The sequence below is a fragment of the Novosphingobium guangzhouense genome (assembly GCF_002896965.1).
Classification (GTDB): domain Bacteria; phylum Pseudomonadota; class Alphaproteobacteria; order Sphingomonadales; family Sphingomonadaceae; genus Novosphingobium; species Novosphingobium guangzhouense.
The window spans coordinates 89,442-114,938 of the sequence record NZ_LYMM01000022.1 but is presented as its reverse complement, the minus strand read 5'-3'; the positions used below and the strand labels follow the sequence as shown (position 1 = coordinate 114,938).

General features: G+C 63.6%; 37 protein-coding genes and 3 tRNA genes. 16 read left to right on the top strand and 24 right to left on the bottom strand.

The features are described 5' to 3' along the window. Positions 1-4: 4 nt before the first annotated feature. The gene (locus A8V01_RS06155; RefSeq protein WP_103095050.1) at positions 5-583 is read left to right on the top strand and encodes a YdeI/OmpD-associated family protein; all 579 of its coding nucleotides are present in this window, start codon (positions 5-7) and stop codon (positions 581-583) included. A gap of 1 nt (position 584) precedes the next feature. Here A8V01_RS06155 and A8V01_RS06150 read toward each other — a convergent pair whose 3' ends face one another. Then, entirely contained in the window at positions 585-1,073 is a 489-nt protein-coding gene (locus A8V01_RS06150; RefSeq protein ID WP_245892348.1) for a hypothetical protein, read from the bottom strand. A 179-nt stretch (positions 1,074-1,252) separates the two neighbouring features. Between A8V01_RS06150 and A8V01_RS06145 the strand changes: the two genes are divergently transcribed. Beyond that, a tRNA-Asp gene (locus A8V01_RS06145) sits at positions 1,253-1,329 on the top strand. A gap of 64 nt (positions 1,330-1,393) precedes the next feature. Then, positions 1,394-1,470: transfer RNA gene (locus tag A8V01_RS06140), tRNA-Asp, on the top strand. A 91-nt stretch (positions 1,471-1,561) separates the two neighbouring features. Here A8V01_RS06140 and A8V01_RS06135 read toward each other — a convergent pair. From A8V01_RS06135 to A8V01_RS06035, 22 genes are all read right to left on the bottom strand, one after another. Further along, positions 1,562-1,792 carry a DUF2842 domain-containing protein gene (locus A8V01_RS06135; RefSeq protein ID WP_103095049.1) on the bottom strand — a complete coding sequence of 77 codons (231 nt, stop codon included), beginning with the start codon at positions 1,790-1,792 and terminating at the stop codon, positions 1,562-1,564. 13 nt (positions 1,793-1,805) lie between these two features. Next, entirely contained in the window at positions 1,806-2,405 is a 600-nt protein-coding gene (locus tag A8V01_RS06130; RefSeq protein WP_103095048.1) for a 5-formyltetrahydrofolate cyclo-ligase, read from the bottom strand. Between the two features lie 75 nt (positions 2,406-2,480). Next, the gene (locus tag A8V01_RS06125; RefSeq protein WP_103095047.1) at positions 2,481-2,660 is read right to left on the bottom strand and encodes a hypothetical protein; all 180 of its coding nucleotides are present in this window, start codon (positions 2,658-2,660) and stop codon (positions 2,481-2,483) included. Then, positions 2,657-3,913, bottom strand: coding sequence for a hypothetical protein (locus tag A8V01_RS06120; protein WP_103095046.1), 1,257 nt, complete (start codon positions 3,911-3,913; stop codon positions 2,657-2,659). The genes A8V01_RS06125 and A8V01_RS06120 overlap by 4 nt, the downstream gene beginning before the upstream one ends. A gap of 3 nt (positions 3,914-3,916) precedes the next feature. Continuing rightward, a complete protein-coding gene (locus A8V01_RS06115) occupies positions 3,917-4,207 on the bottom strand; it encodes a helix-turn-helix domain-containing protein (RefSeq protein ID WP_103095045.1) in 291 nt (96 codons plus the stop codon). Between the two features lie 84 nt (positions 4,208-4,291). Then, a complete protein-coding gene (locus tag A8V01_RS06110; protein ID WP_103095044.1) occupies positions 4,292-5,143 on the bottom strand; it encodes a hypothetical protein in 852 nt (283 codons plus the stop codon). Positions 5,144-5,195: 52 nt separating this feature from the next. Further along, the gene (locus A8V01_RS06105) at positions 5,196-5,645 is read right to left on the bottom strand and encodes a hypothetical protein (RefSeq protein WP_103095043.1); all 450 of its coding nucleotides are present in this window, start codon (positions 5,643-5,645) and stop codon (positions 5,196-5,198) included. 88 nt (positions 5,646-5,733) lie between these two features. Then, complete coding sequence (locus A8V01_RS06100; protein ID WP_103095042.1) at positions 5,734-6,636, bottom strand: DHH family phosphoesterase; 903 nt, start codon at positions 6,634-6,636, stop codon at positions 5,734-5,736. After that, on the bottom strand, positions 6,633-7,190 hold the full coding sequence (locus A8V01_RS06095; protein WP_146037201.1) for a hypothetical protein: 558 nt from the start codon (positions 7,188-7,190) through the stop codon (positions 6,633-6,635). The genes A8V01_RS06100 and A8V01_RS06095 overlap by 4 nt, the downstream gene beginning before the upstream one ends. Positions 7,191-7,359: 169 nt before the next feature. Next, positions 7,360-7,584, bottom strand: coding sequence for a hypothetical protein (locus tag A8V01_RS06090; RefSeq protein WP_146037200.1), 225 nt, complete (start codon positions 7,582-7,584; stop codon positions 7,360-7,362). Beyond that, on the bottom strand, positions 7,584-7,865 hold the full coding sequence (locus tag A8V01_RS06085; protein ID WP_146037199.1) for a hypothetical protein: 282 nt from the start codon (positions 7,863-7,865) through the stop codon (positions 7,584-7,586). The genes A8V01_RS06090 and A8V01_RS06085 overlap by 1 nt, the downstream gene beginning before the upstream one ends. 11 nt (positions 7,866-7,876) lie before the next feature. After that, positions 7,877-8,104: a hypothetical protein gene (locus A8V01_RS06080; protein ID WP_146037198.1), complete on the bottom strand. Its 228-nt coding sequence runs from the start codon at positions 8,102-8,104 to the stop codon at positions 7,877-7,879. Then, the gene (locus tag A8V01_RS06075; protein ID WP_103095037.1) at positions 8,088-8,588 is read right to left on the bottom strand and encodes a hypothetical protein; all 501 of its coding nucleotides are present in this window, start codon (positions 8,586-8,588) and stop codon (positions 8,088-8,090) included. The genes A8V01_RS06080 and A8V01_RS06075 overlap by 17 nt, the downstream gene beginning before the upstream one ends. Beyond that, positions 8,588-8,824 carry a DUF2312 domain-containing protein gene (locus A8V01_RS06070; protein WP_103095036.1) on the bottom strand — a complete coding sequence of 79 codons (237 nt, stop codon included), beginning with the start codon at positions 8,822-8,824 and terminating at the stop codon, positions 8,588-8,590. Before A8V01_RS06070 ends, A8V01_RS06075 begins: the two co-directional genes overlap by 1 nt. Positions 8,825-8,945: 121 nt before the next feature. Next, the gene (locus A8V01_RS06065) at positions 8,946-9,353 is read right to left on the bottom strand and encodes a hypothetical protein (RefSeq protein WP_146037197.1); all 408 of its coding nucleotides are present in this window, start codon (positions 9,351-9,353) and stop codon (positions 8,946-8,948) included. A gap of 370 nt (positions 9,354-9,723) precedes the next feature. Beyond that, the gene (locus tag A8V01_RS06060; protein ID WP_103095034.1) at positions 9,724-9,909 is read right to left on the bottom strand and encodes a hypothetical protein; all 186 of its coding nucleotides are present in this window, start codon (positions 9,907-9,909) and stop codon (positions 9,724-9,726) included. Next, positions 9,906-10,196 carry a hypothetical protein gene (locus A8V01_RS06055; RefSeq protein ID WP_103095033.1) on the bottom strand — a complete coding sequence of 97 codons (291 nt, stop codon included), beginning with the start codon at positions 10,194-10,196 and terminating at the stop codon, positions 9,906-9,908. Before A8V01_RS06055 ends, A8V01_RS06060 begins: the two co-directional genes overlap by 4 nt. Further along, entirely contained in the window at positions 10,193-10,435 is a 243-nt protein-coding gene (locus A8V01_RS06050; RefSeq protein ID WP_103095032.1) for a hypothetical protein, read from the bottom strand. Before A8V01_RS06050 ends, A8V01_RS06055 begins: the two co-directional genes overlap by 4 nt. Then, the gene (locus A8V01_RS06045) at positions 10,432-10,731 is read right to left on the bottom strand and encodes a hypothetical protein (RefSeq protein ID WP_103095031.1); all 300 of its coding nucleotides are present in this window, start codon (positions 10,729-10,731) and stop codon (positions 10,432-10,434) included. The genes A8V01_RS06050 and A8V01_RS06045 overlap by 4 nt, the downstream gene beginning before the upstream one ends. Further along, entirely contained in the window at positions 10,731-11,102 is a 372-nt protein-coding gene (locus A8V01_RS06040) for a hypothetical protein (RefSeq protein ID WP_103095030.1), read from the bottom strand. The genes A8V01_RS06045 and A8V01_RS06040 overlap by 1 nt, the downstream gene beginning before the upstream one ends. Positions 11,103-11,166: 64 nt before the next feature. Further along, the gene (locus tag A8V01_RS28080) at positions 11,167-11,550 is read right to left on the bottom strand and encodes a hypothetical protein (protein ID WP_146037196.1); all 384 of its coding nucleotides are present in this window, start codon (positions 11,548-11,550) and stop codon (positions 11,167-11,169) included. Continuing rightward, complete coding sequence (locus A8V01_RS06035) at positions 11,547-11,897, bottom strand: helix-turn-helix domain-containing protein (RefSeq protein WP_103095029.1); 351 nt, start codon at positions 11,895-11,897, stop codon at positions 11,547-11,549. The genes A8V01_RS28080 and A8V01_RS06035 overlap by 4 nt, the downstream gene beginning before the upstream one ends. 92 nt (positions 11,898-11,989) lie before the next feature. Here A8V01_RS06035 and A8V01_RS06030 point away from each other — a divergent pair, with 92 nt between their 5' ends. After that, on the top strand, positions 11,990-12,193 hold the full coding sequence (locus A8V01_RS06030; RefSeq protein ID WP_103095028.1) for a helix-turn-helix domain-containing protein: 204 nt from the start codon (positions 11,990-11,992) through the stop codon (positions 12,191-12,193). A gap of 425 nt (positions 12,194-12,618) precedes the next feature. Here A8V01_RS06030 and A8V01_RS06025 read toward each other — a convergent pair whose 3' ends face one another. Then, positions 12,619-12,876, bottom strand: coding sequence for a hypothetical protein (locus A8V01_RS06025; RefSeq protein WP_103095027.1), 258 nt, complete (start codon positions 12,874-12,876; stop codon positions 12,619-12,621). Between the two features lie 87 nt (positions 12,877-12,963). Here A8V01_RS06025 and A8V01_RS06020 point away from each other — a divergent pair, with 87 nt between their 5' ends. The 12 genes from A8V01_RS06020 (at position 12,964) to A8V01_RS05970 (ending at position 25,495) form a co-directional block, all read left to right on the top strand. Then, the gene (locus A8V01_RS06020; protein WP_103095026.1) at positions 12,964-14,097 is read left to right on the top strand and encodes a DUF7146 domain-containing protein; all 1,134 of its coding nucleotides are present in this window, start codon (positions 12,964-12,966) and stop codon (positions 14,095-14,097) included. Between the two features lie 150 nt (positions 14,098-14,247). After that, a tRNA-Met gene (locus A8V01_RS06015) sits at positions 14,248-14,319 on the top strand. 68 nt (positions 14,320-14,387) lie between these two features. After that, a complete protein-coding gene (locus A8V01_RS28075) occupies positions 14,388-14,837 on the top strand; it encodes a hypothetical protein (protein WP_146037195.1) in 450 nt (149 codons plus the stop codon). Continuing rightward, positions 14,834-16,819: a hypothetical protein gene (locus tag A8V01_RS06010; RefSeq protein WP_103095025.1), complete on the top strand. Its 1,986-nt coding sequence runs from the start codon at positions 14,834-14,836 to the stop codon at positions 16,817-16,819. Before A8V01_RS28075 ends, A8V01_RS06010 begins: the two co-directional genes overlap by 4 nt. A gap of 1,248 nt (positions 16,820-18,067) precedes the next feature. Then, complete coding sequence (locus A8V01_RS06005) at positions 18,068-18,739, top strand: hypothetical protein (protein ID WP_103095024.1); 672 nt, start codon at positions 18,068-18,070, stop codon at positions 18,737-18,739. Then, positions 18,736-20,292 carry a hypothetical protein gene (locus A8V01_RS06000; protein WP_103095023.1) on the top strand — a complete coding sequence of 519 codons (1,557 nt, stop codon included), beginning with the start codon at positions 18,736-18,738 and terminating at the stop codon, positions 20,290-20,292. The genes A8V01_RS06005 and A8V01_RS06000 overlap by 4 nt, the downstream gene beginning before the upstream one ends. A 4-nt stretch (positions 20,293-20,296) precedes the next feature. Further along, positions 20,297-20,545: a hypothetical protein gene (locus A8V01_RS05995; RefSeq protein WP_103095022.1), complete on the top strand. Its 249-nt coding sequence runs from the start codon at positions 20,297-20,299 to the stop codon at positions 20,543-20,545. A gap of 15 nt (positions 20,546-20,560) precedes the next feature. Further along, complete coding sequence (locus A8V01_RS05990) at positions 20,561-21,334, top strand: hypothetical protein (RefSeq protein ID WP_103095021.1); 774 nt, start codon at positions 20,561-20,563, stop codon at positions 21,332-21,334. Positions 21,335-21,378: 44 nt separating this feature from the next. Continuing rightward, positions 21,379-23,025: a portal protein gene (locus A8V01_RS05985; protein ID WP_103095020.1), complete on the top strand. Its 1,647-nt coding sequence runs from the start codon at positions 21,379-21,381 to the stop codon at positions 23,023-23,025. Continuing rightward, positions 23,025-23,363 carry a Bbp19 family protein gene (locus A8V01_RS05980; RefSeq protein WP_103095019.1) on the top strand — a complete coding sequence of 113 codons (339 nt, stop codon included), beginning with the start codon at positions 23,025-23,027 and terminating at the stop codon, positions 23,361-23,363. The genes A8V01_RS05985 and A8V01_RS05980 overlap by 1 nt, the downstream gene beginning before the upstream one ends. Continuing rightward, positions 23,347-24,348 (top strand): hypothetical protein, encoded by a 1,002-nt coding sequence (locus A8V01_RS05975; protein WP_103095018.1) that lies wholly within the window; start codon positions 23,347-23,349, stop codon positions 24,346-24,348. Before A8V01_RS05980 ends, A8V01_RS05975 begins: the two co-directional genes overlap by 17 nt. 229 nt (positions 24,349-24,577) lie before the next feature. Beyond that, a complete protein-coding gene (locus tag A8V01_RS05970) occupies positions 24,578-25,495 on the top strand; it encodes a phage capsid protein (protein WP_103095017.1) in 918 nt (305 codons plus the stop codon). Positions 25,496-25,497 lie beyond the last annotated feature (2 nt).

Genomic DNA, 25,497 nt, shown 5'->3' with positions numbered 1-25,497 from the left:
CAAGATGGGCAGGGATCCGCGCGTGGACGAGTATATCGCCGGGGCCGCGGACTTTGCCCGCCCGATCCTTCAACACCTGCGCGAACTGGCTCACCGCGCGCTACCCGGTGCGCAAGAGGCGATCAAATGGGGGATGCCGCACTTTCTGGTGAGCGGAAAGAACGTCGCCGGGATGGCGGCGTTCAAGGCGCACTGCACTTTCGTCATCCACGGCGACGGGCGGCAGGGTGATGCGATGGGCCAGTTCGGCCGCATCACGGCGATATCCGACCTGCCGGACGAAGCGGAACTTGCGGCCAAACTGGCCGCCGCGCGTGGACGGGTGGAACATCAGGGCACGGCGGTGAAGCAGGTCCGCAAGCCCAAGCCCGAAATCCCCATGCCCAATGACTTCGCAGCGGCGCTTGCAGCCGCTCCTGCCGCCAGCGCGCATTACAACGCATTCTCGCCGTCTGCCCGGCGCGACTACCTTGAATGGATCACCGAGGCGAAGACGGCCGCCACGCGCGAAAAGCGCATGGCGCAGGCGCTGGAATGGATCGCAGAGGGAAAGAAGCGCAACTGGAAGTACGAGAAGTGCTGATTCAGCGCACCACTCCGGCGTAGGCGATGCGTCCCTGACCAAGCGCTGCGTAGCTTGCCGGGATGCGCCAGCGGACGTGCGTAACGTCTTCTGGCGTCGCCTGCCGTCCATCCACGCGCATCGTGTCCAGACGCCCCCATGAACGCCCGCTGTCTACGGAGACTTCCTGCATGTCGCTGGCGCTGCGCTGGTAGGCCAGGCGAGCGGGCAGGGGGTTGGTCAGGACGAAGCCGCCGGTTCCGCGCATTCGTTTCCACGTTACCACCGTCACTACCCGGTCCCCGCGCGCGAGCATGCTGGCGGGTTCCAGCCTGCGCCCGTTGAGGGCGTCCACCCGTTCCACGAAGACGGCGCTGTCGGTGGTGATGGCGGGGCTTGTCTGTGGGCCGGTGTGGGCGTGGGCGGGGAAGCCTCCGCCTGTAAGGGTGCAAGCTGCGGCGAAAAGCGTGGCGCAGAAAAGCGTGGCGCAGGTGTGTCTGCCTGTAATCACGGGTAATTCTCCCCCCGGCCGCCCGGTGCGGCTCTGCAGGGAGACTGTGATGCCAGTCACGAAAATATGGTTAAAATCCACCGATGACGAAAAAATGAAAAAGGTCTTCGCAAAGCCGTTGACAGCCCCGCGAGGCTGGCCTAGTGGCGGCGCTCCCAAGCGGACGCAACCGCAAGAACGCGGGTGTAGCTCAGTTGGTTAGAGTGCCGGCCTGTCACGCCGGAGGTCGCGGGTTCGAGCCCCGTCACTCGCGCCACTTGGGAAAAATGCTGGTAATCCAGCGACTTGAGGTAGTCTAAAAACCTCACATACATTGCTGCGCGGGTGTAGCTCAGTTGGTTAGAGTGCCGGCCTGTCACGCCGGAGGTCGCGGGTTCGAGCCCCGTCACTCGCGCCACTTCTCAGGAAGTGGTTCCAGCAGCAAATGAATGAAAAGGCCGGGCTTACGCTCGGCCTTTTTCGTTTTCGCGGCATATTTGTACGGCGACTTATTTGCCGACAGGCGCACTCCACCGCCCGGTCTCCATCCAGATCAGGAACCGCTTGAGCGGCAGCAGCCACACCACGCCCAGCACGATATAGACCGGCGTTTGCGCAAGCGCGTTCCATCCGCCGATCAGGGCGGGGACGTAGCTGGCGATGAGCATGGCGTAGAGGCCCAGCGCGACGACCAGCAAGAGCACCCCGAAAGGAATTCGCCAGGTCGGTGTCTCGCGCATGTCGTGTCCTCTTTTATACGTTATATATCCGCGTCGGCGTGACCACGGCGGCAAGGGGCCGATCGTGCGCTTCGACGGGCAGTTCCTCGGCCAACTGGCAGTCCCATGCAAGCCCGATTGCGGTCGCCTGCGGGTGCGCGGCAAGCCAGCGGTCGTAATGTCCGCCGCCCTGGCCAAGTCGATGTCCCTCCGCGGTGAAGGCGACCAGCGGCACCACCACGACGTCGGGCACTACGCGGTCGCTTTCAGCGCCGGGTTGAAACGCCCGCCACGGTCCCGATTCCAGGGCTTCGTCGTCCCACGGGTTGTCCCACGCGCGAAATTCCATCGCGGCTTCACGGGCGGCGAAGAAGGGCAGGGCGATACGGCGGCCATTCTCCGACAGCCAGCGCGCCCATCCCAGCGACGGGGCTTCGAAGCCTGTCGGATGATACAGGCCGACCGTCGCGTCCTGTGGAATGAGGGAAAGTACCGGTGCGGGCGGGCGATTGAGAATCAGCGCGCGCAGACTTTGCGGCAGAGCTTCGACATGCTCGGCACGAGCCTGCCGGAAACGGCGGCGTAAGACCGCCTTTTCATCTGCGATTTCAATGGGGGGTGACGGGTCCACCATGGGTCGTTTCCTAGAAAGTCTGCTAGATGACGCATTTCTGCGGGTTTGCGGTGGAAAATCGTTCCAACATCGCCACTATTTTGCAGTTTTGTTGGAAAGGTACTGGTCCGCGATCATGATCGCGCCGAGTATGCAGGCAAGGGTGCCGCCGATTATCTTCAGCCATCCCGTAAATTGCGATCCGTCGTCGAGCGTATGAAAGCCGGAGTAGGTGGTAAAGATGCCGCCGATGATGGTCATCGCGCTTTTGATCACGCCACTTTCTCCTCAAGGCTGCTGGCGATCGCGGCGGCGGTGATCGTGGGGTCGATCGGGCCGTACACCTTCAGCATCGCTTCGATCGCGGCCAGGCTGTGGCCGGTGATCGACGCAATCATTTCCTTGGGCATCTTGCGCCGGCGCAGGCGGACGACACGGGTGCGGCGCAGGTCGTGCCATACCAGTTCGTTCATGCTGGTGCGTCCGGTCATCTTCACCGCGTGATCGATCACCTTGTTCCAGCGGCGGATGAAGCGGCGCTCATTGAACGGGATGCCGTCGTTGTCCTCATCGACAATGACGTACGACAATAGGCGGCGCGGTTCGGCTGCGCGATCGCGGGCGCGATTGGTGCGCAGGGCCGTCTGCACCTTCTCGAGGATCTTCGGCTCCAGCGGGATTTCCATCCACACGTCCATGTCGGCGTCGCTGGTCTTCTGCTGGGCGAAGCTCCAGCCCATTACCTTGCCGTCAGGCCCGGCCAGCATTTCGCGCGTGGAGCGTTCGAACACGTCGAGCTCGGTCAGCTGGCCTTCGGTGAAGGCGATCAGATCGCTTTCGCGCTGGGCGGTGAAAAGGGCGATCTCGCGCGCAAGTGCCATAGAGGGCAGGCCAAGGTCATAGGCGGCCGCATCGAATGCCGCATCATCCTCTGGCGTCCAGATCGTCTTTCGTGCCGGCGGTGCGCCCAGGCCGAAGTTGGTGGCCGGGTTCGATCCCTTGGCGATGATGTCTTCGCTTTCGGCAAACGCCATGACGACGCGCAGGGTCTTGAGCAGGTGATGGGCGCCGGCGTGGCCGAGGCCGCCTTCCGCGATCGGCTTGGCTATCGCCTTGCGCAGTGCGGTGACGCGGGCGGGCGTGACGTAGGCGACGGGGTGCTTGCCTGCCCACTCCTCCAAGCGCCGCAAAGAGGGCTTGTAGGTCTTGATTGTGTTCGGCTTGAGCAATGGCCTACCTGAGGCATCCTTGCCCTCCAAGCGCTCCCTACGGTATCTCTCGATGAGAGCGCCGAACGTGCCGGCCTGCCGGCGGGGGGCGATCTGCGCTACCTGCGTGCCGCCGGCCTTCCACTGATCGACCTTGGTGTTCTCGGCCTCTGCAGCGAGCATTGCGGCCGTGCGGTTCTTGCCCAGGGAAATCGCCTTCCATCCGGCGTCCTTCAGAGTCTTGCTGGGTTGCCAGTACCAGCTGGTGATGCCGGCCTTGTTCGTCTTGCCTACCAGGCAGGGGATGCGAATGTCCGCCATGGATCAACCCTCCTGATGGCGCGTGCGGCGGCCGTCCTGCTGCGCCTGGCCTTCGACCAGGTTGGACGGGAATGCCGGCGACAAGTGACGTTCCAGCTTGCGGCAGCGATCGGCATGCTCAAGCAGCGCGGCGGCAATGTCCTTCAGGAAGCCTTCGTGAAGCTTGACCTGGCCGGAGGTGAGGCGGCTGACGGTCTTTTCCGAGCAGCCCAGTGCGCGGGCGGCGCTGCGCGTTCCGCCAAGGGCATCCACCGCCTGGCTGAAAAGTTCAATCTGGTTTTCGGGTGTGGTCATTACCGGGCCCTTTCTGCCCAGGAGCCAGCCCCATGCCGGCGTCCGTTGGGGCGGACTATGAGTCCGCCCCATGGAGTTGTCAATTCAGACTATTGCGAGCTTAGGTACCGCGCGAATGAATGAGAGCCCTTGCTTATCGCAGTACCGTTTGAAGGCTGCTTCATGAAGCTCGCCGGGCAGCATTTCGATGCTGTGGCCTACAGTGCCCCCTTTCCAGGAGCCTTTCCGCCTTCCGACTTCGGATGAGAAACGAAGGTCCAGTGAACGGCTAATCTTGTCCGGCCAAAGCAGAGAGAGCCATTTGAACTTGCCCTCGCCCCGCTTCCACTGCCGCTCCTCAATCCTTGTCGTGGCAGTAATGAGTTCGCCATCGAAATCCTTGAACTGGAAAGAGGACGTCGGACAGGCATCCTGCAGGGCTCTTTCGGCGTCCCAGTGATTTCGCCACGCGCCATCGCCGATCTTGGTGCGCCTGCCGCGTTCGGGAATGGTGGCAAAATGATCGCCGTTGAGATCGTACAGGCTGTGGCGAACATGCCTCCATGCCTTCCAAGGGAAAAACCAGACCTTCGATTTGGTGCTTTCGCTGCTATGGGTTTGTGCCCCGTAATGAGTATGAAGCGCGCCATCTACAGCGGAGAGCCCATATTCCTTGCGGTACTCGTCCCAATATCCACCGGCCGGCGATTTGCTCCACTCGTAGTGTGAGGTATCCACCCACTGTCTGTAGGGCTTGATGATGGCGGGAAGGGCTACGATCAGCGTGTGGCCGAAACCCCGGAGGCGCAAGCTGCACTCCAGATGTTCTTCTTTGCCGGACACCAGCATGATGCCGAAAGGCCGATAATGCCTATCATCTCGGCTGTAGGTGAATGGTCCGAAGTAGCGGTCGTTGTCCGACCATCGAGCGCGGTATCGGCGCTTACCGAAGGCCATGGGGATCCTCCTCAGTTAATTCCGGCATCCGGCCGGCGCGGGTCTCGTTGGGTCAATCGCCCGCTCCGTCCTCGGTGAAGGCGGCCGCACATGCGGAAAAGCCGTGTCCGTCCACGTGAAGGCGATCTTCCGGACAGGGTAGGTCGCAGGCTTCGCAAACGGATGCCCGGTCATGTGATATTGCTTTCCGCCACGCTGACGCTCGAAGGTCTTCCAGTTCCCTACTCGTTAGCGTCTGGTAATTGCGGGCGCTGACTTCGAGCGTGCCCGCCTGCAATTCCGCAAGAACTGCGGCCGCACCGTCCGGGGTCGAAACATCGTAAGGTATGCCGAAGATGCGATTGTGCCGCCCCCGCACCGCTTGGTTTAAATCGACAATGGAATAGAGGTAGGTTCGGCGGGCATTGAAAGGCTTTACGAGGATCGCGAACCTTTCGTCTTGGGCCACGACGGTGTAGCGCTGACGCTCATCGTCGAACTTGATCTTGTCGCCAACGCTCACGCTTACCCCCAAATCCAGTAGCCGACGAGAACGCCGAAACCGAAGATCCCGCCATTGACTAGAAGGATGGCCATCAGATCATCATCGTTCATGCGGGCACCCTGAACCCGGCAGCGTTGCGATGGCCGCCTCCACCAAACTTGGAGGCAAGGGCGCCCACGTCCTCGCGTTCGTCTTCGGAGCGAAGCGAGAACGTGACGGAATGCTGGCCAGCCACGCGCAGAGCGGCAAATGCCGCGCCGGGATAGCGGTCGAGCAAGCGGTGTCCTGTCTCGCTGACCAGCAGGTAAGGGCAGTCGACCGTCACCGCGGGCAGTCCGTCGATCTCTGTCATCCAGGCGCGGTCCATGATCTCTTCGATCAGGCTGTCGCGATAGGCGGCTATGGATGCACCGGTGCGAATGAAGTTCGCGGTGTTTTCGGCTGCGGCTTCCCAGCGTTCGAACGTCTTGGGCCCCGACGAAAGCGCGAGGTGAAGGTGGTCGGCCGCTTCGGGCCGATCGGGGCGCCAGAGGTCGCGCGCTTCGACCAGGTCGATCAGGGCAGGCCGACCAGCGTCGCGGCCGAACGTAAAGTCCCACGCCATGCCGGCGCCAGATCGGTCCATATCGAACAGGGCGATAATCGGCGGCCGCCCGTTGAGCTCGTTGAGATCGCGGAGCATGCCGGGGATATCACCAGGCGCTATCGTTCCAGGTGCACTCTCCCTGAAGCGGAAGGGCTCTAGGGCCTGCTCGGCAGTCTTGTGATGATCGAGGATAACGATCGATGCGACGCCATGCCGCCAGATCATGTCGGCAAGCATTTCCTGCGGGAAGCTGAAATCCACGATCAGGACGTGCTTACCGCGCGCATCCTCCAGCCCCGGGCCCATCCCGTAATTGCGGGCGATGTAATCGGCCTCGGGCCACCGGCGCTGGCAGCACCATGCGGCCGTGAAGCCGTCCATGCACTTGTCGTGATAGATCACGATGTCGGGTTTCCACGTCAAAGCGCCATCTCCTGTTGCGCAACGCCCGATCGCGCGGCGATTTCTGATTCGATTGCCATCCACTCTTCGCGGGCGGCGTGTTCCTGCTGCGCGGGGGTGGTGGTCGACCAGTGCGGCCATGCACCGCTTTCGGGTCGCCAGTCGTAACCCAGTTCGTAAAGGGCGCGCATGCATTCCAGGCAGTGGATGCGGCGGCGGGCGGCGTCGGCCGTCAGCCGGGCATTCTCGACCATGCGGGGATAAGTGCGGCGGCGGTAGTCAAGCTCAAGCGCGATCGCGCGGCGGCGTTCGTGCCAGCTGAAGCGGTGCGAGCGTTCCACCTTGAGCGGGTTGATTGCCGGCTTGCCTTCCGCGATCGGCGCGCGGGACTGGCGAAAGCGCACCACGTCCTCAAGGATGGCGGCGAACATGGTGATCTGGCGATCCGCTTCGGCCTGGCTGAGCCCTTCGCCTACCATCTTTGGCAGGGTTGCCTTGCGGTGTTCCAGTTCACGCGAGATCTCCGATCGGAGATCCGGCCAGGACACGTCGGGAAAGGCGTGGTGCGGGGTCACTGCCTTGGCTCCGAAGCCATCAGCATAAGCGGCGCAGATCGCTGGCAAACTTCGTGGAAGAACCGTAGTTCATCATCTGTGAGAGGTCGAGAAAACGCAACCATGACGACCCTGTCGTTGTCGGCAGTGCGGCTCACCCCCGAGCATTTGAGCGCGATATCTGTCGGCTTCATGCCGCCAATCTCCGCGCCTGAGTGATCGCGGCCAGCAGCTTGGCGCTGCCGCGCACGATCGCCGCGTTGTTGATCCGGCCCATGTTGCCGGCGTCGTAATAGGTGACGGTCCGCTTGACCGTTGCGAACGACAGGGCGAGATCGCGCGAGATCTGCTGCATCGAGCGGACGGCTTCCCACCGGTCCATGATGCGGATCTCCTGCGGGGTGAGGTGCGACATCAGCCGGCCCACGCTTCGATGTGAGTAGCGGCCGCGCGGCGCAGGTGGTCGACGGCGAGGATCTCTTCCGCGATGGACGGATTGCGTTCGCGCAGCTGCTCAAGGTGGTCGATCTCGATGTCGCATGCGAGCTTCAGGGCTTCTGCAAGGAAGCAAATCACCGCCACGTCATCGAAGGCGCGAACTGCAGCCGGGCCTTCGGCGTGGAACCGCATCAGTTCGACCATGGCGTTCCCGGCCTGAGTGGCTGCGATCAGGCTGGCCCGATCGTTCCTGGTCATGGAAGTTCCCATCAGTAGGGGATCTCCTCTTCGTCGATCCTGTCCGGATCGATGCAGGTGGCGACGCAAACGGGCTGCTGTTCGATCGTGAGTTCGAGCGTGGCGCCGCAATCGCATTTCACGATCTCGTCTTCGCCGTCGCAGTGGTCCGCGTAGCAGTTGGGGCAGGTCCAGCGATCGTCGACGCCGGGGTTTGTAAGGCGGTGGTCGCCACTGATCGGATTAGAAGGCAGGGGCATCGTCGTGCCTCCGAAGATCTGCGGCAGCCAGGCGACCATCGGCGCGGCGCGCGCGTTCGGACGGGTACGGCTCAAGCCATTCGTAGAACTCCGGCCATTCCTCCCACGCGCCGCCAGTGCGCCAGGCGCGCAGGAAGTCGATCGCTTCTCCCGGATCGCTGTAGACATCGAGGGCCCATTCGAGCGCCTGCGTTGCCGTACCGTGATCGCCATAGGGTCTGCCGGTGTTGGGGTCGAAATCCTCCCAAGGCGGATCGACGAAAGACACGGGCGCGCCATTCAGCCTGAAGATGCAGCGCGGCGATATGTCATTGCGTGACTTGCTGCAGGCCCAGTTGCCCGACCATCCGGTGAAAGTGGCGGTGCGTGCAGTACCGGGGCAGCTGGTGAAGGCGATGCGGTCGCCGGGCTTGAGGGCGGCGCGGGCGCGGTCGATGGCGCGGATGTTCTGCGCGCGGAACAGGAGGCCGAGCGGGGCAACCATCAATCGATCCCCAGCGCGGACTTGTACGTGTCCATGAGCATGTCGATTTCGCGGCGATCGTCGGGCTTCATCTTGCGCAGGCGAACCATGGCGCGCATGATCTTGATGTCGTAGCCGACCGCCTTTGCCTCGTTGTAGACATCGCGGATATCGTCGCTGATGCCCTTCTTTTCCTCCTCGAGCCGCTCGACGCGTTCAATGAGCAGGCGCAGGCGCTCGTCGGTGTTTTCTGCCATGGTTCCCTCTCAGGCGAAGATTGCGCCGGCCATTGCGGCGGCGACGATCAGGGCGATGATCCAGTGTTCGGGCTGGATGCGGTGGTTGCGGTCTTCCAAGTGCCTCTCCCGGGCTTATGGTTCAGAGGAAGTCGTCTTCGCCCGGATCGTCGGGCGGGCGGGCCAGCTCCTCGAGCTCGGCATCGATCCAGTCGATCGCGGCCAGGCACAGGGCGGCAGTGTTCACCAGCTGGCGGCGGGCGATATCGTGCGCACCATGGCCGCGACTGGCGTATTCGATGGCGGCGGACAGGCGCCGGGTGATCTGGTGCATCAGGCTGGGCTGGCCGTTGGGGCCGAACTGCCGTGCACTATAGAGGGCGGTTTCCCGATCGCGTTGCGGTGTGTGGCCGTACTTCAGGATCTGTTCCATCCGCGCGGCCATCACGTCTTCGATCGCGCGCACGGGCACGCCGCTGAAAGTTGCCCCTCCCGCCGGCGCGCCATGGGCAAACGCGCTGACGGGAGGGGAGGCGGGCGCATCGTCCACCGCGGCGCAGGGGGCGGCCGGTTGGGTGGTGGTGGGCGATGCGCCTTCCCTGGTGCGACCCGAGGGAAACTGGGGAAGGCTGCCGTCAACAGCTTCGGCGCCGGATTTAACCGAACTATGTACCGGGCCCGCCTTGCCTTGGGCCAAACCGTCTTGCGACCCGGCGGGCGCTGCTGCTCCACCCGCCGGGCCTTCCTTTCCCGACGCTTCTCGAGGCGACCCAACAGGGTTACGTGCGCAGTCGGCGGGAAGGGGATCGTTGAACATCGTCAGTTGCTCGCCTGCAGGATGGCGAGGTGGATCCGCGCGGCGATGGCGCCGATCAGGATGCTGGCGGGCATGGCCAGCGCGAAGAACTTCACGATGGTCTTCATCGCCAGGCACCCTCTAATCCGCAAAAGTGGAGGAGGGGCCGGATCAGCATCAGGCCAAGCGCCAGCCCGCCGATTGCGCCGCCGATGCCGCCCGCTGCGGACTGCAGCAGGTGGCACTGGATCATCTCGTGCGGTCGCTTGCAGTCGATGCGATCGATCCAGGCGGTGACGCGGCGGCTCACTGGAGCACCTGCGGCAGATCGAAATCGCCGCGCTCGATCTGCGCGATGACTTCGCCAAGATGATCATAGATCTGGCGCGCGAAACGAAGCGGGGTGACCGCGATGGTCGACGTTCCGTCCGGGTGCTTGACGCCAATAGCCAGTCCTGCGCCCGCATTTGGAACGTGCAGGCCGCCAGCGACGATGTGTGTAACGCCGTCCGCGCTTGATCCGGGCGCACATATGAAGTCCGTGCCCACCGCACGAAAGCCCTTCATTTCGGGGGCGATGGCTGAAGTCGCGCTCATGCCGCTTCTGCCGGAAATGGATGAACGCGATCGAGCAGGTAGCACCCGCTGATGCCGTGCACCCAGATGACGGCCGAGTGGCCGGACAGCACCTGTGCGACGGACAGGGTTTCGCTGACGACAGCTTCCCCATTGTCGCGGACGACGGCGCAGGTTGTGCCGACCGGGTATTCGGCGTTGAAGCGGTCACACTGCAGCTGCAGGGCGTCGCGGTGTGGATCGGGAAGCACGTTGGTCATGCTGCCAGCGCCCCCTGTCCGCAGTGATCGCAGTAAAAGGTACGATCGCAGCAATCCGCCCAGGCAGCGACGTGCAGTTTGGAGCCGTCATTAAAGGTGACAGAAATCCCGGTGGCGTATTCCATCTCCATGTCCCGGATTTCGTCGCGCCAGTCGGTGCGGGCGATTTCCTCGGCTCGGTAAATGTGCAACCGCTGGCTGTCTTCGCCAGCGAAGGAGAACTGCGCCAGGTCGGCGATCGACGTGACACTGCCGAAGATTTCGGCGGTGTTGTCGACAGAAAGGTGCAAGCCCATCAGCCCCGCCCCCCGCGAATGAGGCGGAAGTTGCCGAGGCAGGCGGCGGCCTGGTCCATTTCGTGGGCGGCAGCATCCTTCGCGGCATTGTCAACGCTGATGGCGTTGTCGGGCGGAAGGAAGTCGTTGAGCCAGGCGTCGACCGCGTTGCGCAGCCACTGGCTTTTCATGGTGACGTCTTCGACCAGATGGCCGCGCACCATATCGGGCAGCGGGGGCGGGAAGCCCTTATCGCGCACCAGCAGCGTGACATACTGGACTATCCGGCGATCCTTGAAATCGATGCGGCCAAGGCGGCGCCGGATGTAGTGAATGCTGACCGTTCCCGCGTCAGCAGCTCCCTGCAGAGGGAGGATCGAGTGTACGGACACATAGGCCTCCGTTCGTGTGAACGGGGCCTTTCTAAGTCTAAATGACTTAGTATGTCAAATAGTCTTATTTGGGGGCGTCGATTTCACGTTCTAGCGCGGTTAAAGCGGCGTAAGCTTCGGGGTGTCTTAGGTGTAAAATGGTTCCAACCGACCGCTGCTTGGCTTCCGCCTTAGCTCCTTCGAGATAGCTGTGCGCAGCAGCAACCGAAGCGGCGCGCTCTTCGCCGCGTCCCTGGCTGAATTTTATCAGGTCCACGAGAAAGATGCGTTCTTTCGTTCGGCAATATTCGAGCGCCCCTATTGCTAGGCTTAGGGGTTCTTCTGGGAGATGGCTGAGCTGTCGAGAGGAAAGGTCGACGCACGAGAACCACGCGTTCCCGCTTTCGATCGACGCTGCATCTAGATCCGAAATTGGCGATGCCGCCAGTAGGATCGCCGCGCTAATCAAGCGACCTTCTTGCCCTCGCCAAGGTCGCGGATTGGCTCGACTACGCGGGCTATCATCTGTCGCTGAAGTGGTTCGGCTTCCCGGAATTTGTGGACGAGCTCACGTTCGTCCTGTTCCAAGCGATCAGGATTGTCTTCATCGCTAAGAAGATCAACCATTCTAACATCGAGGGCCTTCGCAATCCGACGAGCCCACTCGAAAGTGAGGTTGCGGCCGCCGTTCTCCAGATTTCCAATCTGGGTCTGGTGAAGGCCCACGCGTTCGCCCAGCTCGGTCTGAGAAAGACCGGCTTTCTTGCGATACTCACGGATGCGGTTGTCCGGAAACATGGCGATAACGTAAGTCATACCGACTTAGTGTGCACTGCAAAACTTGTCTTGTCCATTGACGTGATAAGTCCCATTGTCTTATCCATGGCGTTCGCGAGGAGTGATACGTTGTGGCCTACGGCGATGCGCTGAAAAAATGGCGGGAAAGCACGGGCAAGACGCAGGCCGAGCTGGCCTGCGAAATCGATGCTCACCCCCAATACGTCAGCGACATCGAGCGTGGTGTGCGGCGTCCAGGCATGCGGGTAGCAATGTCCATCCGTCGCGCAACGAACGGTGCTGTCGGCCTCGACCTCCTTGATGAAGCTGCCTGAGCCATGTCCGGGCATGCTTTCCCCCTAACAGCAACCGTCCCCCTGACGGCACTTTCCGTGAGGCCAAAGCTGGCGGGCAACTCTGTTAGTTTGGTTAACAAACGTGGTAACCATGTTGGTTTTCCCGCTGATCTTGCGGGATTAAATTCCTGTAACCGGGCGTCCTGACGTGAGCGGGGGGGGCAAGTCATGGCGATCAGACGGCGTGCACCGGCAGCCGCTACGCCTGCGTCTGGCAGCATGGCGGGACCGCGAGAGGCAGCGTCGGTCCATCGCGCAAATGCCGCCCGAAACCAGAGCGCGCGCCGAACGAGTGGCGGCCGTGATGCGCCGGGTCGAGCAGATCACCCCTGTTGCCCATATCGGTGATGGCGCGTCATGGCGGAGGGAAGGGTTGGCCGGCCTCCGCCTCGATCGCGACTTGCTTATCGCGCAGGAGGTGGGGCGATCGCGTCCCGGGCGTCCAGCAGGATCCGGCCCATCTCGTCCAAGGCCCGAACCATGTTAGCGCGGTATTCAGCGCTGAAGTCTTCGCGCGCTTCAAAGGCGGCGACCATCGCTTCGTTCCAGCGCTCGATCTCTGCTCGATCGAACTGGCGCGCTGCTAGGCGCGCTGTGACCAGTTGCATTACTCGCAGTTCCGCCCACATGCGATTGAGCTCGCCGCGCAAGTCCTCGTCCATTGCAATATCCTGTCGTGCTGGTTGTGGTGATCGCACGATGACCGGAAGCCGGTCCGCCCACAAGGCGGGCCGGCGGAAGGGCTGTTGATGGCGGTCTATTCCGTTCCCGAGATCGCAGACAAGATCAATGCGCTGGCGCGCGAGCTGGCGCAGGAGTTGCTGCCGAACGGCCATTTCAACCCGAACCGCACGCGCTGGTTCTTCAGCGGCATTCCCGATACCGGCAATGGATCGAGCGCCTATGTGGAGCTGGCCGGCGCCAAACGGGGCAAGTGGTTCGATTACGGCAATGCGGCGCCCGGTGAGGACAAGGGCGACATGCTGGACCTGCTGCAGCTGAAGCTGGGGCTGGTCGACAAGCGCGCCGCGATCGAGGAAGCGAAGATCCGCCTTGGCATCCAGGACGACTGGAAGCCGGGCAAGCCTGCCCAGCTGAGCCCGGAAGAGCGCACGCGGCGGGCGGAGGAAGCCCGCGAACGGGCGGCGGCGCGCGAGGCGGAAGCCGACAAGGATCGCCAGGCGAAGGCGCGGGGCGCGAAATCCCTGTTCCTGAAGGGCGGGCCTATCGCGGGATCCCCGCCCGAGGCGTACCTGCACGGCCGCGCGATCGACGGCGGGGCCAAGTGGCCCGGTGCGCTGCGATATCATCCCGAGGTGTGGAACCGTGCCGCGGGCTGCAAGGTGCCGGCGATGCTGGCGGCGATCTATCGCGCCGATGGCGAACAGGTGGGAACGCACCGCACCTATCTGCAGAACGATCGCGAACGGGGCTGGTGCAAGTTCGACTGCGGCGATGCCAAAATGGTGCTGGGCAACATGTGGGGCGGGTTCATCCCGATCCACAAGGGCGCCAGTGGCCGGTCCATGGCGAACGCCGTGGCCGGTGAGCCGGTCTACGTCACCGAGGGGATCGAGGATGCCCTGGTGGTGCGGATGATGAAGCCCGATGCCCGGATCGTTGCGGCGATCAGCCTGGGCAACATCGGCGCCATCGTGCTGCCGGGCGCGATCGAGCGCCTGGTGATCGTGGCCGACCGCGACACCAACGCCAAGGCGCAGGAGCAGCTGGAACGGTCCATCGCGCAGCAGCAGGCGCGCGGGCTGGACGTGCGCCTGGTCATGCCGCCGGCGCATTGGGGTGGCGAGCCCGTGAAGGACATGAACGATTGGCTGGTGGCCTGGCTGAAGGGTGAGCGCCGCCGGCGGGAGGCGATGGCATGAGCGGGCTTACGCGGTGGGGCTTCGATCGTGCGACGGGGCGCAGGAAGCGGCCGGTGCCTCTGGTGCGGCCCGTCCTGCTGCTGGCGCGGATCCGCACAGCTATGGCTGCATTCAGCCCTGAGATCGAACGCCTTGAAATAATCGCCAGTTCGCAGGGTAGGGCAGCGGCAGCCCGACCGGTTCATGTCCGGAAGGTCGCAGGTTCGAGTCCTGCCCCTGCAACCGCCATCCATGCGAAAGCGCGTGTTGAAGCGCCGGCCCCGATGCTTGAACGGGCTGGCGTGGAGCGCGTGAGTAGGCCCGCTGCAGGGCGGTCTGCAGCTGCAACGTCTGAGGTTATGGACGTGACAGCCGGAGAGACGGCACCCGAATTCGAAACCTCGAAAGTCGGCGTAGAGGCCGCGACGTGCAACCCTGCTGCGTTCGCGGAAGAGCCGGTGAGTAGGCCTGCCGACGGGCTTTCGTCGGCCCCGGAGCGGCGGATTACGACCCCGGCCGCTCCGGGCCCTGTACCTTATTCCCATCCCAATTGGACCGCGCCTGCCTGCCGCATCGACATATCGTCGGTGCCGAGCGGCATGGAGCGCACATTCAAAGGCAAGCCCATGGAACGCACCCCGACCCCCGCGATGGCGCAGGGCATGGCCTATTGCCGCTGCCATCCGGAAGGGCTGGTACCCGAATGGTTCGGGCGTGACTGCATCGAGGCGCGCTGCGGCCTGAAGGTGCGCGGATCATGAGCAATCCGCTGCAGGAAGCGCTGGACAACCCGTTCGAAGCGCCGGAGTTCGCCCAGGCGGGTGACACCGGGCCCGAACTGGATCGGCAGGGCGAGGACGATTACGAGCGGTTTCCGCCTGGGTGCCCGGTGAAGGTGCTGGGCAATCAGCAGGACATCAGCGGCAAGCAGACCTGCTATTACCTCAACTGGAACGGCCAGCTGGTGGGTCTGGAGGCGGGTAATCGGCATGGCAAGCTGGGGCTTGCGGCGCTGTTCGGCCCGTCCATCGGGTGGCTGGAGGCGCATTATCCGATGTGGTCGAAGCCCGTGCGCGAGCAGATCGACGGCAAATGGGTGATCGTGCAGGAAAGCAAGGTCATCGGTTTCGACCAGGCCAAGGCGGCCCAGTCGCTGGTGATCGAGGCGGTGCGCAAGGGTATCTTCGACCCGGCCGGGCGCATGCGCGGGCGCGGTGCGCATCGGCCGGAGAAGGGCGCGGGCGGGCTGGTGCTCCACTGCGGCAACAAGATCCTGGTGAGCGTGCCCAATGCCGAAGGCGGCATCAAGGACTGGCGCTGGATCGATGCGGGCGAGCATGAGCGGTTCGTCTACCAGGCCGGTGAGGCCACGCCCCGGCCCTGGCACGGGCGCGCCAGCGAGAAGCATGCGCGCAAGCTGCTGAACCTGTTGCAGACGTGGAACTGGAAGCGGCCGGAGCTTGATCCCATCCTGTGCCTGGGCGCGATCGGCGCCGGCATGGTGGGCGGGGCGCTGCACTGGCGCCCGCACGTGTGGATCACCGGCCCACGCGGTGCTGGCAAGTCGGAGCTTAACGGCAAGGATGGCGTGGTGCACCGGATCTACGGCACCGGCGTGTTCCGTACCAGCAACACGACAGCGGCCGGGATCCGATCGCACCTGAAGAATTCCACTGTGCCGGTGATGATCGACGAACGCGAGGCCGAGCGGGACAACCGCAAGAACGACGAGATCATCGAGCTGGCGCGTATCGCATCCAGCGGTGATACGGCGACGCGCGGATCCAGCGACCATTCGGGCGTGGAATTCACGCTGCAGAGCTGTTTCTGGTTTTCGTCCATCCTGATCCCGCCGCTGTTGCCGCAGGATCGCAGCCGCCTTGCCATTCTCGAGCTCAAACCCATCCCGGAAGGGGTGGCGCCGCCGCCGGAGCTGCGCACCACGGACTTTGGCGACATGGGCCGCCACCTGATGCGGCGCATGGTCGATGGCTGGGCGCGTCTGCAGGATACCAAGCTGAAGTTCCACAAGGCACTGGCGGCGATGGGGCATGACAACCGTGCCTGCGACCAGTTCGGCACGCTGCTGGCCTGTGCCGACGTGCTGCTTGCCGATCGCGTCGACGTGGTGCCGTCTGATGAGCTGATTGCCGACTGGGTGGCGTACTGCCGCCCGCAGCGCATGTCTGAGGTGACGGACACCACGGCCGATCACGATGCCTGTCTGCAGCACATCCTGACCAGCATGGTCCAGGCGCGCGGCGGTGATGAGCGTGAGCAGCTGGCGACGTGGATCCACCGTGCGATGGTCGCCTCGTCCAATCACATAATGGAGAGCGGCGCGGTCGAGAAGCTTCATGACAAGCTGCACCAGCTGGGCCTGAAGCTGGTGAACGCCAAGCGGCATCCGGAAGCTGTGAAGGACGGCAAGGTCACCCCGGCCCGCTGGGGGGCGCAGACATTCTCCAACGCGGCGCCAGGCTATCTTGCCGTGGCCGCCGGGAAGCATGTGGCGCTGCTCAAGATGTTCGAGAACACCGAATGGTCCGGGGCTGTCTGGAAACAGTCCCTGGAGCGCGTTCCGGGCGCCCTGGGCGTGGATGGGGTGAAGTTCGGACATCACAAGTCCCGCGCTGTCCTGGTGCCTCTGGCGGCCGTCTTCGACGAAGAGGATCTGCCCACCGAAAGCAGGCCGGATAAGGCATCGGACTGGCTGCGCGAGCAGCTGCAGGAGCACGGCTGATGCATATCTTTGCGGCATCGTCAATGCACTATAATATGACCATTAAAGCGGACATACATTCGCTATTGACACAGCCTTTGAAGCCATTCGCGATAGCTGTCGTCGCATCCGCGTGTCGCGGATTTGCGGCAGGGCTTTACCTGGCCGAATGCGCGCCGATCGAAGGGCTCGCTACACCGATCGGCCGGGCGCCTGCGTGCGGCCGCAGCGGCGCCGCAGGCGACGCGAACAGCGGCCGCTCCTTCTGTCTCTCCCCCGCCCCCGCCGGCATCCTGTGGGCTGGCCTGGAGCCGCTGAGCGCGCGCCCCGACCCGTCATCTCGCTTGACCCCGGCCCGTTGGCAGTCCAAGAGTTTGGATGGCCAGTCGCGGAGCCCAAACGGGGCAGGGATGGCGGTTCCAAGCGGAACCGTGCTGGAACTTCCGTGGAACTGCCAACTCACTGACATTGCTGCATTTTCTTGCTGGTTCCAGAGGTTCCGGATTTTCCCTCGCGTACATGTGTGCGCGTGTGTGTGCGCAAACGCGCGCGTATATGCGCGAGGGTCATTTGCTGGAACTCTGGAACTTCATAACAATATCTATGTATATCAGATAGATAATGGTTCCAGAGAAGTTCCAAAGCGGTTCCGGGCTGGAACCGGCATAGCGGCACGGCTGGCGTTCGGCGGAAAGCCTAGCGAATTCAATATTCTAGCCGGTGGATATTCGGCTCACCGGGCGGAATGGGCCTCCAGGGCCGTAATGCACGGGGGCGCACGCAAAACTTTCGGGATCGGAAACGCCCAGGCGGGGGCGGGCGGGGTGCGCGGGATGGGCTGGCGAGGCGTCGGTCTGGTCGGATCGGCCACCTCGACCAGACGCGGGCAGAATGGCGGAATTCCGCCGTTCTCGGGCACTGCTCCGGGGGCTGTTGGAAAGGCGATGTTGGAAGGGTCGCACGAAAGGCGCGGAAATGCGCCATTCTGGCGGGTGCGTCGGATGCCTGTCAGGCCTACGCACGGCACCCCCTGGCAGGCCCCCCGGGGGCCTCGATCGGCCTCCGCACCCCCCATCGCCCCCTTCGCGACGGCTCCGCTGCCGTGCACCCTGGCGCACGATGGTTTCGGGATTTCGGGCCGGCTGGCGATCCTTGATCACGGACACGTGCGCAGGCTTCTGGCCCAGCGCCATCCTAGGGGTGGCGCGATCGGGTCGGGGTGTGGGGAAGCCGGGCCTAAGACCCGCGATGCGACTGCGGGTCAGGGTGATGGCGATGCTCTGCGGGGAAATCCGCGGCGACCTGGGCACCGTAGAACGGGAGGTGCGTGTGTCAACTAAGCCCGGTGGAAAAGGTGAGGCCGACGACATGATCGGGCAGGCCAAGTCCATGTTCGAACTTGCCCAGGCGGAGGAGGAGCAGCTGAGCCTGCTGGACCCCGTGACGCCGGAGGAGATGGCGGACGCGCGCGAGCGGCTTGGGCCGAATGCGGGCAGGCTGGCGGTTCTGCGCGCGGCGCGCGAGCAGCGGGGGCGCGGGCGCCCGAAGGGTGCGCGGAACAAGCGCACCGAGGATTTCGCGCGGTACCTGCTCGGCTTCGGGCAGCACCCCGCGATCACGATGATGCAGATCCAGTCGACGGATCCCGAAGTGCTGATCCAGGCATCGGAACAGGAAAAGGTCCATAGCTTCCGCAAGGACGGCACCCCGAACGTCGTTACCGAGCGCATGACGTATGAGGCTGCCCAGGCGCTGCGCGTGCGCTGTGCGGAAGGCCTGCTGCCCTACATCGAGAGCAAACGGCCGGTCGCGGTCGACATGACATTCTCGAACCTTTCCGACCTCATCATCGCTGGTGAAACCCATAGCGAGGACCATGTGCGCAGCATCATCGACGCCGAATTCACGCCGGTGGATACCGATGGGGAGAACGGCGAGTGAGCGAGGGTGCCAAGCCGCGCATCATGCGTTCCCCCGGGCCGGTGGCGGACGCGTTCCTGCGATCGCGGGCGTTCATCAAGATCTGCCTGGGCCCGGTGGGTTCCGGAAAGACGATGGCGATGCTGAATTCGGGCCTGATGGTCGGCGCCCGTCAGGGGGCGGTCGAGGGGCCAGGCGGTATCCTGCGGCGCTCTGCACGCATCGGCGTGATCCGCGAAACCTATCCTGCGCTGAAATCGACCACGCTGAAGAGTTGGTTCCGTATCGTCCCCGAAAGCGAGGGGGTGTTTAACTGGACGCCACCTTACACGCACAAGTTTTCCAAGATTATCCGGCGCGACAAGAAAACGAACAACCCGCTTGAGATAGTCGATCTGGAATTCGAGTTCCGCGCGATCGGTGATCAGTCGGTGGAGGAAGCCTGCCGAAGCTGGGAGGTCAACGCGGCGCTGGTGGAGGAGCTGGATCTGCAGCCGCCGGATCTCATCCCGTTCCTGACCGGGCGTGTCGGCCGTTTCTCGGATCTTGACCCTAGCCTGGTCGTGGATCCGCAGATTGTTGCGGTGCTCAACATGCCCGACGTGGAAAGTCACGCATACCAGCTGGCGATGGATCGTCAGATCGAGGGGCTGTCCGACGATGAAGCCAAGTTGCTTGAGGAGACGCTGCAGGGCCGCAAGCTGATCGATACGTACATCCAGCCCGGTGGGATGGAGCCGGATGCTGAGAACCTGCACAACCTGCCGGGCGGCCGGGGTTACTACGTGCTGCAGATCGCGGCGAACAAGAACAAGCCGGGCTATGTCGATCGCATGGTGCACTGCAAGCCGGTGCCGTTGATGCACGGCATGCCCGTAAATTCGGGGTTTGTGTTCACCCGTCATGTCCGCGAATGCCAGTGGGACCGCCGGCGCAAGCTGATCGTGGGTATCGACAACGGCTTGTTCGCCGCTGCGGTCTTCTGTCAGCGCAATGAGCTGGGGGAATTTCGCACTTTGGGCGAGGTGGTCAACCTTGCGCCTGGCGGGAAGGGCCTGCTCAAAGTTGGCCCGACCGCCTTCGGCAAGAAGGTTAGGCAGGCGCTGCTCGATCAATTCCCGGGGATCACGGCCGAGGACGTGAAGCTGGTGGGCGATCCTGCGATGTTCGCGGCGGCCGACCGGACCGATGGCGAACAGGACTGGCGCAAGGCCGTTGAGGTGGCACTTGATTTTGGTCGGATCCACAAGGCCAAGAGCAATCGGCAGCTGCTGCGCAATACCGCGATCTGGAACGCGCAGGGCGAGCAGGACGGGTATTACATCGATCCGCGCTGTAAGCATCTGATCAAGGCGCACATCGGCGGATATCGCTACCAGAAGGCGGAGCTTGGCACGGGTGAAACGCGTGGCGAGCTGGAGATTGCCGAAACCATTTACACCCACGTTGCCGATGCCGAGCAGTACGCCGCGCTGGAGGGCGAGCACGTGATCTCTGACATTCGCGGGCAGCCCCGGGGCGGTGGCCATGCTGTGGTGAATGAAAGTGATTTTGACGTTTTCAGCGGGAGTTAGATCGATGGGTAAGATCGTCAAAGGGATCGGCAAGTTTCTGGTCGGCGGGGTGGTCGGCGGCCTGCTCGGCCTGGGTGGCAAGGCCAAGACGCCGCAGGCGATGGCGACCCCCACGCGCGATGACGCGCTGGAGCAAATCCAGGATGAGGACGAACTGCGCCGTCGCAAGGGGGCCGCGTCCGACATCCTCAACGGATCGACGGGGGCGCAGGCGGCGATCTCCTCGGTGGGCCGCTTTGTGCCCGGTAGCTGACAAGGGAGTTAAGTTATGTCCGATAAACAGGAACAAGATGGCAGCGCCGAAAGCGCGGAAGCGGCCATGAAGGCGGCCTTCGCGCGACTTGGCATCGTGCTCGACGAAGAAAACGGCGGCGATGCGGAAATGCAGGTTGCGGCTCTTAACGGGGTTGCCGATCGTCTTGACGCGATCACGGCCGAGCGGGATGCGGCGCATGCCAAATTGCTCGACCTGGACGTGATCACCGCCGAGCTTGAAACCGTGAAGGCCGGGGCGGCCGAGACGGATCGGGATCTTGCCAGCCACGTGGTGCAGCTGCGCGACGCCAATATCGAGCTGTTGTCCTTGCGGCGCCAGGTGGCTGCGCAGAAGGGCCAGGCGACGCGGGCCAAGGCTGAGCAGGCCGAGACGGCGGAAAAGCTGGCGGAAGCTGTAGCGCGAAGCGGGCAGACAGAGCCGCGCGTTCTTCCCGGTGCACGGCCGGTCCTTTCGAGGATTGATCGGCCGACGGTTATGGCGCTCGTTGCGGATGCTGACAAAGTCGAAATCGTGCCGGTGGCTGACGATCGCGAGGAAATCGGGCTTGGTGTTCTGGTTGTGTCGGGCGGCGTCGATGCATTTGTCCTTGGCCGCTCTGGCATCGGTCTTTCGGTCGATCGCTGGGAGGTCACTGGTCCAGGCAAGGTCACCGGCTGGGCCCTTTACCTCGATGGCGAGCTTGCCGCGTACCGCGATCGGTCCGGCGGGCAGCTGACGATCGGTAATCACCAGACCTTCAACCTTGCCAGCGACGTGCTGTTCTGAACCAGCCCGCCCGCGCCGGGGCCTGCGATGTGGAGTGATAGACGATGAATGAGCAGTTGCAGGACGGCGATCTGGCCAAGGCGGATATCCGCAACCATGATCGGTTGAAGTCGATGCGCGCGCCATGGGAGGCGACGTGGCAGGAAATCGACGAGCGGTTCCCCAATGGCGCGGGCGGGTTCAAGCAACAGACGCCGGGCCAGATCCGTGGCGCGCGCAATTACGACACCACGCATATCAGCGCGAACAAGCGCTTTGCGGCCGCCGGCGTTGCTATCACGACGCCGGAAGAAAAACAGTACATCCGCGTCAAGTTCCACGACAAGGATCTGATGAAATCGCGCATGGTCCAGCTGTGGTGCGCGCGGGCCAGCCAGCGCATGTACGAGATCCGGCATGCGGTACATACCGGCTTCAACGTGGCCGCGAACGAAGACTGGGACCAGCTTGGCCGTTATGGCACGTCGCCCATGTTCGTCGACGGGAAGCCCGGCAGGGGCATGTCGTACCAGACCTTGCACCTGTCGGAAGTTTACATCGATGTCGGTTATGGCGGCCGCACCGATACCGTCCATCGCCTGTACAAGAAATCGGCGCGCCAGCTGGAGGAGGAGTTCGGGCTGGATGCGCTGACGCCCAAGATGCGCGATGCGCTGCGGCAGCCTGGCAAGGAAAACACCGAATTCGACATCCTGCACGTGATCGAGCCGAACCGGTCCTGGGATCGCGAGAAGCTGGACTGGCGCCGCATGCCGATCGTGTCTCGGTATCTGGCGGTGGATGAGAAGATCTACCTGCGCCGCGCCGGGTTCTTCACCCATCCTATCCCGGTATCCCGCCATGCCACCAGCGCGGGCGAGATCTACGGGCGATCGCCGGCGATCGACCAGATGCCGACGATCCAGGGCGTGAACGCGATGCGCAACACGCTGCTGCGCGCCCTGCACAAGGCAGTCGATCCGGCGATCATGTTCAGCAACGATGCCGGCATCACGAAGCTGGTGACGCGGCCGGGTGGGCTTAACCCCGGATTGTGGGAGGACGGCCGGCCGATGGCGGGGCGCATGCCGGGCGGCGAAAACGGCATCCCGCTGGCCGACAACGCCATCGAGCAGGAACGCGCCGTCATCCGCATCGAGTTCCTGGAGGAATTTTACAAGATCCTGACCGACCCCAATTCGCGGATGACGACAACGGAAGTGCTGGAAGTGATGGCGAAACAGGGCGTGCTGGTGCGGCCCTTTGCAAGCCGATACGCCACCGAAAAGCAGGATCCGGTTTCGCAGCGCGAGTTGGATTTGTGCATCCGCTATGGCCAGCTGGATCCTTTCCCGCCCGAAGTGCTTGAGGCCGGGGCCTGGCCGCACATGGAGTACGAAAACCCGCTGGCGTCGATGGCGCGGGCGGAGCGTGTCACCAAGGGCATGCGCTTTGTGGAAGCCATCACGCCGCTTGCCCAGCTGGATGGCGGCGCGGTGCTGGATTACATCGATTACGACACGATGGCGCCCGGCATGGCCGAGGACATCGGCGTGCCGCCCGAATGGATCCGCGACCAGGCCGCGATCGCGCAGCTGCGTGAGCAGCGCGAAGAGGAGAAGCGGGCTGCGATCGAGGCGGAAATGCTGAAGGCCGCATCGGGTGCGACGCTGGACTTCGCCAAGGCTGGCCAGATTTCCGAGGCTGCGTGATGGGTGTGCAGCTCAACCAAGTCCGGCAATGGGCGATCCGCCGCGCGCGGGTCTACAAGGATTTGTTCGCGACCGCGCTGGTGCCCAAGGGCTGGCTTTACCGCTGGCTGTTTGGCGACGGGAAGGGCGGGATAAACGTGGTTGGCGAGATGGTGCTCTCCGACCTGCGCGGGTTCTGCCACGTGGCCGACCCGACAATCTTCGACAAGGATCCGCTGGTGATGGCCCGCAAGGAGGGCCGCCGCGAAGTGTTCGTGCGGATCCAGAATTTTCTCAACCTGGACGAAAATGCCGTCCGCCACCTCATGGAGATAGAAGACGATGACAACGGGATCTGAAGGCGCGGACGGCGGCGCTGCAGCTGCCATCCTGGGGGGCGCGGCACCCGGTGGCGGCGCCGTCGATCCGGCTGCTGCTGGTGGTGGGCAGGGCGGCGGACAGCAGGGCGGTGCGGATCCGAACCTTGCTGCCGACCCGGACTGGTGGGGCACCCTGTCTTCCGCTGCAGAGGGCGAGGGCGCATCGAACCTGGACTGGGTGAAATCGCGCGGGACGAAGACGCTTGACGATCTGGTCAAGGGTTTCCGGGATACGCAACAGGCGTTTCACGATAAAAATGCCGGGATGGTCAAGGTGCCTGGTGAGGGCGCAAGTGCCGAGGAAATGGCGGCCTACCACAAGGCGATCGGCGTGCCCGAGGATGTCAGCGGCTATGCGCTGCCCGAGGTCAAGGACGCTGACGGCAACGTGATCCCGCTGGATGACAGCCTGCTGGGCAAGCTGCTGCCCAAGGCGCTGGAGCGCGGGGTTCCGGCGGCGGCGATGAATGGCCTGATCGCGGATTACGTTGCCCTGCAGATGGACGACATGGCCCAGTTCGATAGCGACACCAAGAAGGGCGCGCAGTCCTGGGTGACGGCGCAGGGGGCGGAAGCGAACGCGAAGCTGGCGGCGATCGATCAGGCGGGCCGGGCGCTGGGCTTCGACAGCAAGGACGTGGTTGCCATCCGCAATGCGCTGGCGGCCGCCGCGATCGAAAAGGGTGGCAGCGCCGGCGACGGTGTATCCAAGATGCTGGACGCCTTCACGAAGCTTGGCCAGGGCATGGCGGAGGATACGATCATCACCGGCGGCAAGGGCCGTTTCGGCGTGACCGGCCGCGAAGCGCAGGGCGAGCTTGACCAGATCAAGCAGCGCGTCGGTTCCGACAAGGCATTCGCGACGGCGACGAATACGCCGGGGACGCCGGAGAACGTGCGGTACAAGCGCCTGCTTGAGGAGGCCGCATCCTATGCTGTGGAACAGTCGCGATCGGCAGCATGAAACCGGCTTGACATCGCGAGTCGCTCGACTCATTTTCAGCACAGCCGAGCCCGGGGAGGGTCAAATCCTTCCCGGTGGTAGGCCAGTCCTGGACTCGCCTCGATACGCCCCGGGCCCTGTGTGGATGCACCGCCGATCCGTGGCGTTGTTACGGTAGAGAGGCCGGGCATTCGCCCATTCGCCCTTCGCAAGCAAACCCCGGTTTTGTTTTCGATGGAGGGCAACAGCTATGTCTGCGGCCGAAGCAGCACAAGTAAAATTCCTGAACAACCTCGAGATGGAGCTGCAGCTGCAGTCCAATCCGCTCGAGGCCGCCGTGACCGTCCAGGACGACGCCAGCGCAGAGCTGGTGAAGGTCAAGGATATCGCCGCGAACAAGATGGGCCAGGAAGACGACGAACGCGGCGGCGACACCAAGTGGGAGCCGACGCAGTACGACGGTATCTGGATCCCGAAGAGCAACGAGATCTACGACGCGGAAATCGTCGAAAATTCCGATCAGCTTTCCACGGCCATCGATCTGGGCGGCACCGCGGTGAAGAATGGTGCCGGCGTGATCGTGCGCGGACGTGTGCGCCGCATCCTGGAAGGTTTCTTCGGCCCTGTGATTTCGGGCAAGAAGGCGACCATTTCCACGCCGTTCCCGGCAGGCAACATCCTGGATGCCGACATTGGCGGTTCGGGTGCCACCGGCATGAACACGCAAAAGCTGATCGAGGCGGGTACGTTCCTGACGGAACAGCATGTGCCCGATGAGCTTGAGCGGTTCATGATCCTGACTGCGCAGGACAATGCCAAGCTGCTGCGCGAAGTGCCGGCGACCAGTTCGGACTTCAAGGGCGCGTTCGGCGGTGTGTTCAGCAACGGCAAGATCATGCAGATGCTGGGGTGGAATTTCATCCACCTTGAGCTCGACAATCCGCTGCTCAAGACGGTGCCGGCGCTGGCGACCGATGCCAACGGCTATCGCCTCAATCCGTTCTGGGTGAAGCAAGGGGTCATCCTGAACTACTGGCAGCGCCAGCGCACCGAGGTGGGCAAGATCCCGCAGAAGCGCTTCATGCCCGGATACCTGTCCGGGACGACCTGTTCGGCGACGCGCGGCCAGGCCGGCATGTCGGGCGCAATCCGCAACGTGAAGGGCTGAGG

What these genes read in the sequence shown, in the direction of transcription:
- A8V01_RS06155 (WP_103095050.1), top strand. Translation starts at nt 5, where the DNA reads ATGGGCAGGGATCCGCGCGTGGACGAGTATATCGCCGGGGCCGCGGAC.
- A8V01_RS06135 (WP_103095049.1), bottom strand. Translation starts at nt 1,792, where the DNA reads ATGCGCGAGACACCGACCTGGCGAATTCCTTTCGGGGTGCTCTTGCTG.
- A8V01_RS06130 (WP_103095048.1), bottom strand. Translation starts at nt 2,405, where the DNA reads ATGGTGGACCCGTCACCCCCCATTGAAATCGCAGATGAAAAGGCGGTC.
- A8V01_RS06120 (WP_103095046.1), bottom strand. Translation starts at nt 3,913, where the DNA reads ATGGCGGACATTCGCATCCCCTGCCTGGTAGGCAAGACGAACAAGGCC.
- A8V01_RS06115 (WP_103095045.1), bottom strand. Translation starts at nt 4,207, where the DNA reads ATGACCACACCCGAAAACCAGATTGAACTTTTCAGCCAGGCGGTGGAT.
- A8V01_RS06110 (WP_103095044.1), bottom strand. Translation starts at nt 5,143, where the DNA reads ATGGCCTTCGGTAAGCGCCGATACCGCGCTCGATGGTCGGACAACGAC.
- A8V01_RS06090 (WP_146037200.1), bottom strand. Translation starts at nt 7,584, where the DNA reads ATGTCGCACCTCACCCCGCAGGAGATCCGCATCATGGACCGGTGGGAA.
- A8V01_RS06085 (WP_146037199.1), bottom strand. Translation starts at nt 7,865, where the DNA reads ATGACCAGGAACGATCGGGCCAGCCTGATCGCAGCCACTCAGGCCGGG.
- A8V01_RS06080 (WP_146037198.1), bottom strand. Translation starts at nt 8,104, where the DNA reads ATGCCCCTGCCTTCTAATCCGATCAGTGGCGACCACCGCCTTACAAAC.
- A8V01_RS06075 (WP_103095037.1), bottom strand. Translation starts at nt 8,588, where the DNA reads ATGGTTGCCCCGCTCGGCCTCCTGTTCCGCGCGCAGAACATCCGCGCC.
- A8V01_RS06070 (WP_103095036.1), bottom strand. Translation starts at nt 8,824, where the DNA reads ATGGCAGAAAACACCGACGAGCGCCTGCGCCTGCTCATTGAACGCGTC.
- A8V01_RS06055 (WP_103095033.1), bottom strand. Translation starts at nt 10,196, where the DNA reads ATGAGCGCGACTTCAGCCATCGCCCCCGAAATGAAGGGCTTTCGTGCG.
- A8V01_RS06050 (WP_103095032.1), bottom strand. Translation starts at nt 10,435, where the DNA reads ATGACCAACGTGCTTCCCGATCCACACCGCGACGCCCTGCAGCTGCAG.
- A8V01_RS06045 (WP_103095031.1), bottom strand. Translation starts at nt 10,731, where the DNA reads ATGGGCTTGCACCTTTCTGTCGACAACACCGCCGAAATCTTCGGCAGT.
- A8V01_RS06035 (WP_103095029.1), bottom strand. Translation starts at nt 11,897, where the DNA reads ATGACTTACGTTATCGCCATGTTTCCGGACAACCGCATCCGTGAGTAT.
- A8V01_RS06025 (WP_103095027.1), bottom strand. Translation starts at nt 12,876, where the DNA reads ATGGACGAGGACTTGCGCGGCGAGCTCAATCGCATGTGGGCGGAACTG.
- A8V01_RS06020 (WP_103095026.1), top strand. Translation starts at nt 12,964, where the DNA reads ATGGCGGTCTATTCCGTTCCCGAGATCGCAGACAAGATCAATGCGCTG.
- A8V01_RS06010 (WP_103095025.1), top strand. Translation starts at nt 14,834, where the DNA reads ATGAGCAATCCGCTGCAGGAAGCGCTGGACAACCCGTTCGAAGCGCCG.
- A8V01_RS06005 (WP_103095024.1), top strand. Translation starts at nt 18,068, where the DNA reads ATGGCGATGCTCTGCGGGGAAATCCGCGGCGACCTGGGCACCGTAGAA.
- A8V01_RS05995 (WP_103095022.1), top strand. Translation starts at nt 20,297, where the DNA reads ATGGGTAAGATCGTCAAAGGGATCGGCAAGTTTCTGGTCGGCGGGGTG.
- A8V01_RS05990 (WP_103095021.1), top strand. Translation starts at nt 20,561, where the DNA reads ATGTCCGATAAACAGGAACAAGATGGCAGCGCCGAAAGCGCGGAAGCG.
- A8V01_RS05985 (WP_103095020.1), top strand. Translation starts at nt 21,379, where the DNA reads ATGAATGAGCAGTTGCAGGACGGCGATCTGGCCAAGGCGGATATCCGC.
- A8V01_RS05980 (WP_103095019.1), top strand. Translation starts at nt 23,025, where the DNA reads ATGGGTGTGCAGCTCAACCAAGTCCGGCAATGGGCGATCCGCCGCGCG.
- A8V01_RS05975 (WP_103095018.1), top strand. Translation starts at nt 23,347, where the DNA reads ATGACAACGGGATCTGAAGGCGCGGACGGCGGCGCTGCAGCTGCCATC.
- A8V01_RS05970 (WP_103095017.1), top strand. Translation starts at nt 24,578, where the DNA reads ATGTCTGCGGCCGAAGCAGCACAAGTAAAATTCCTGAACAACCTCGAG.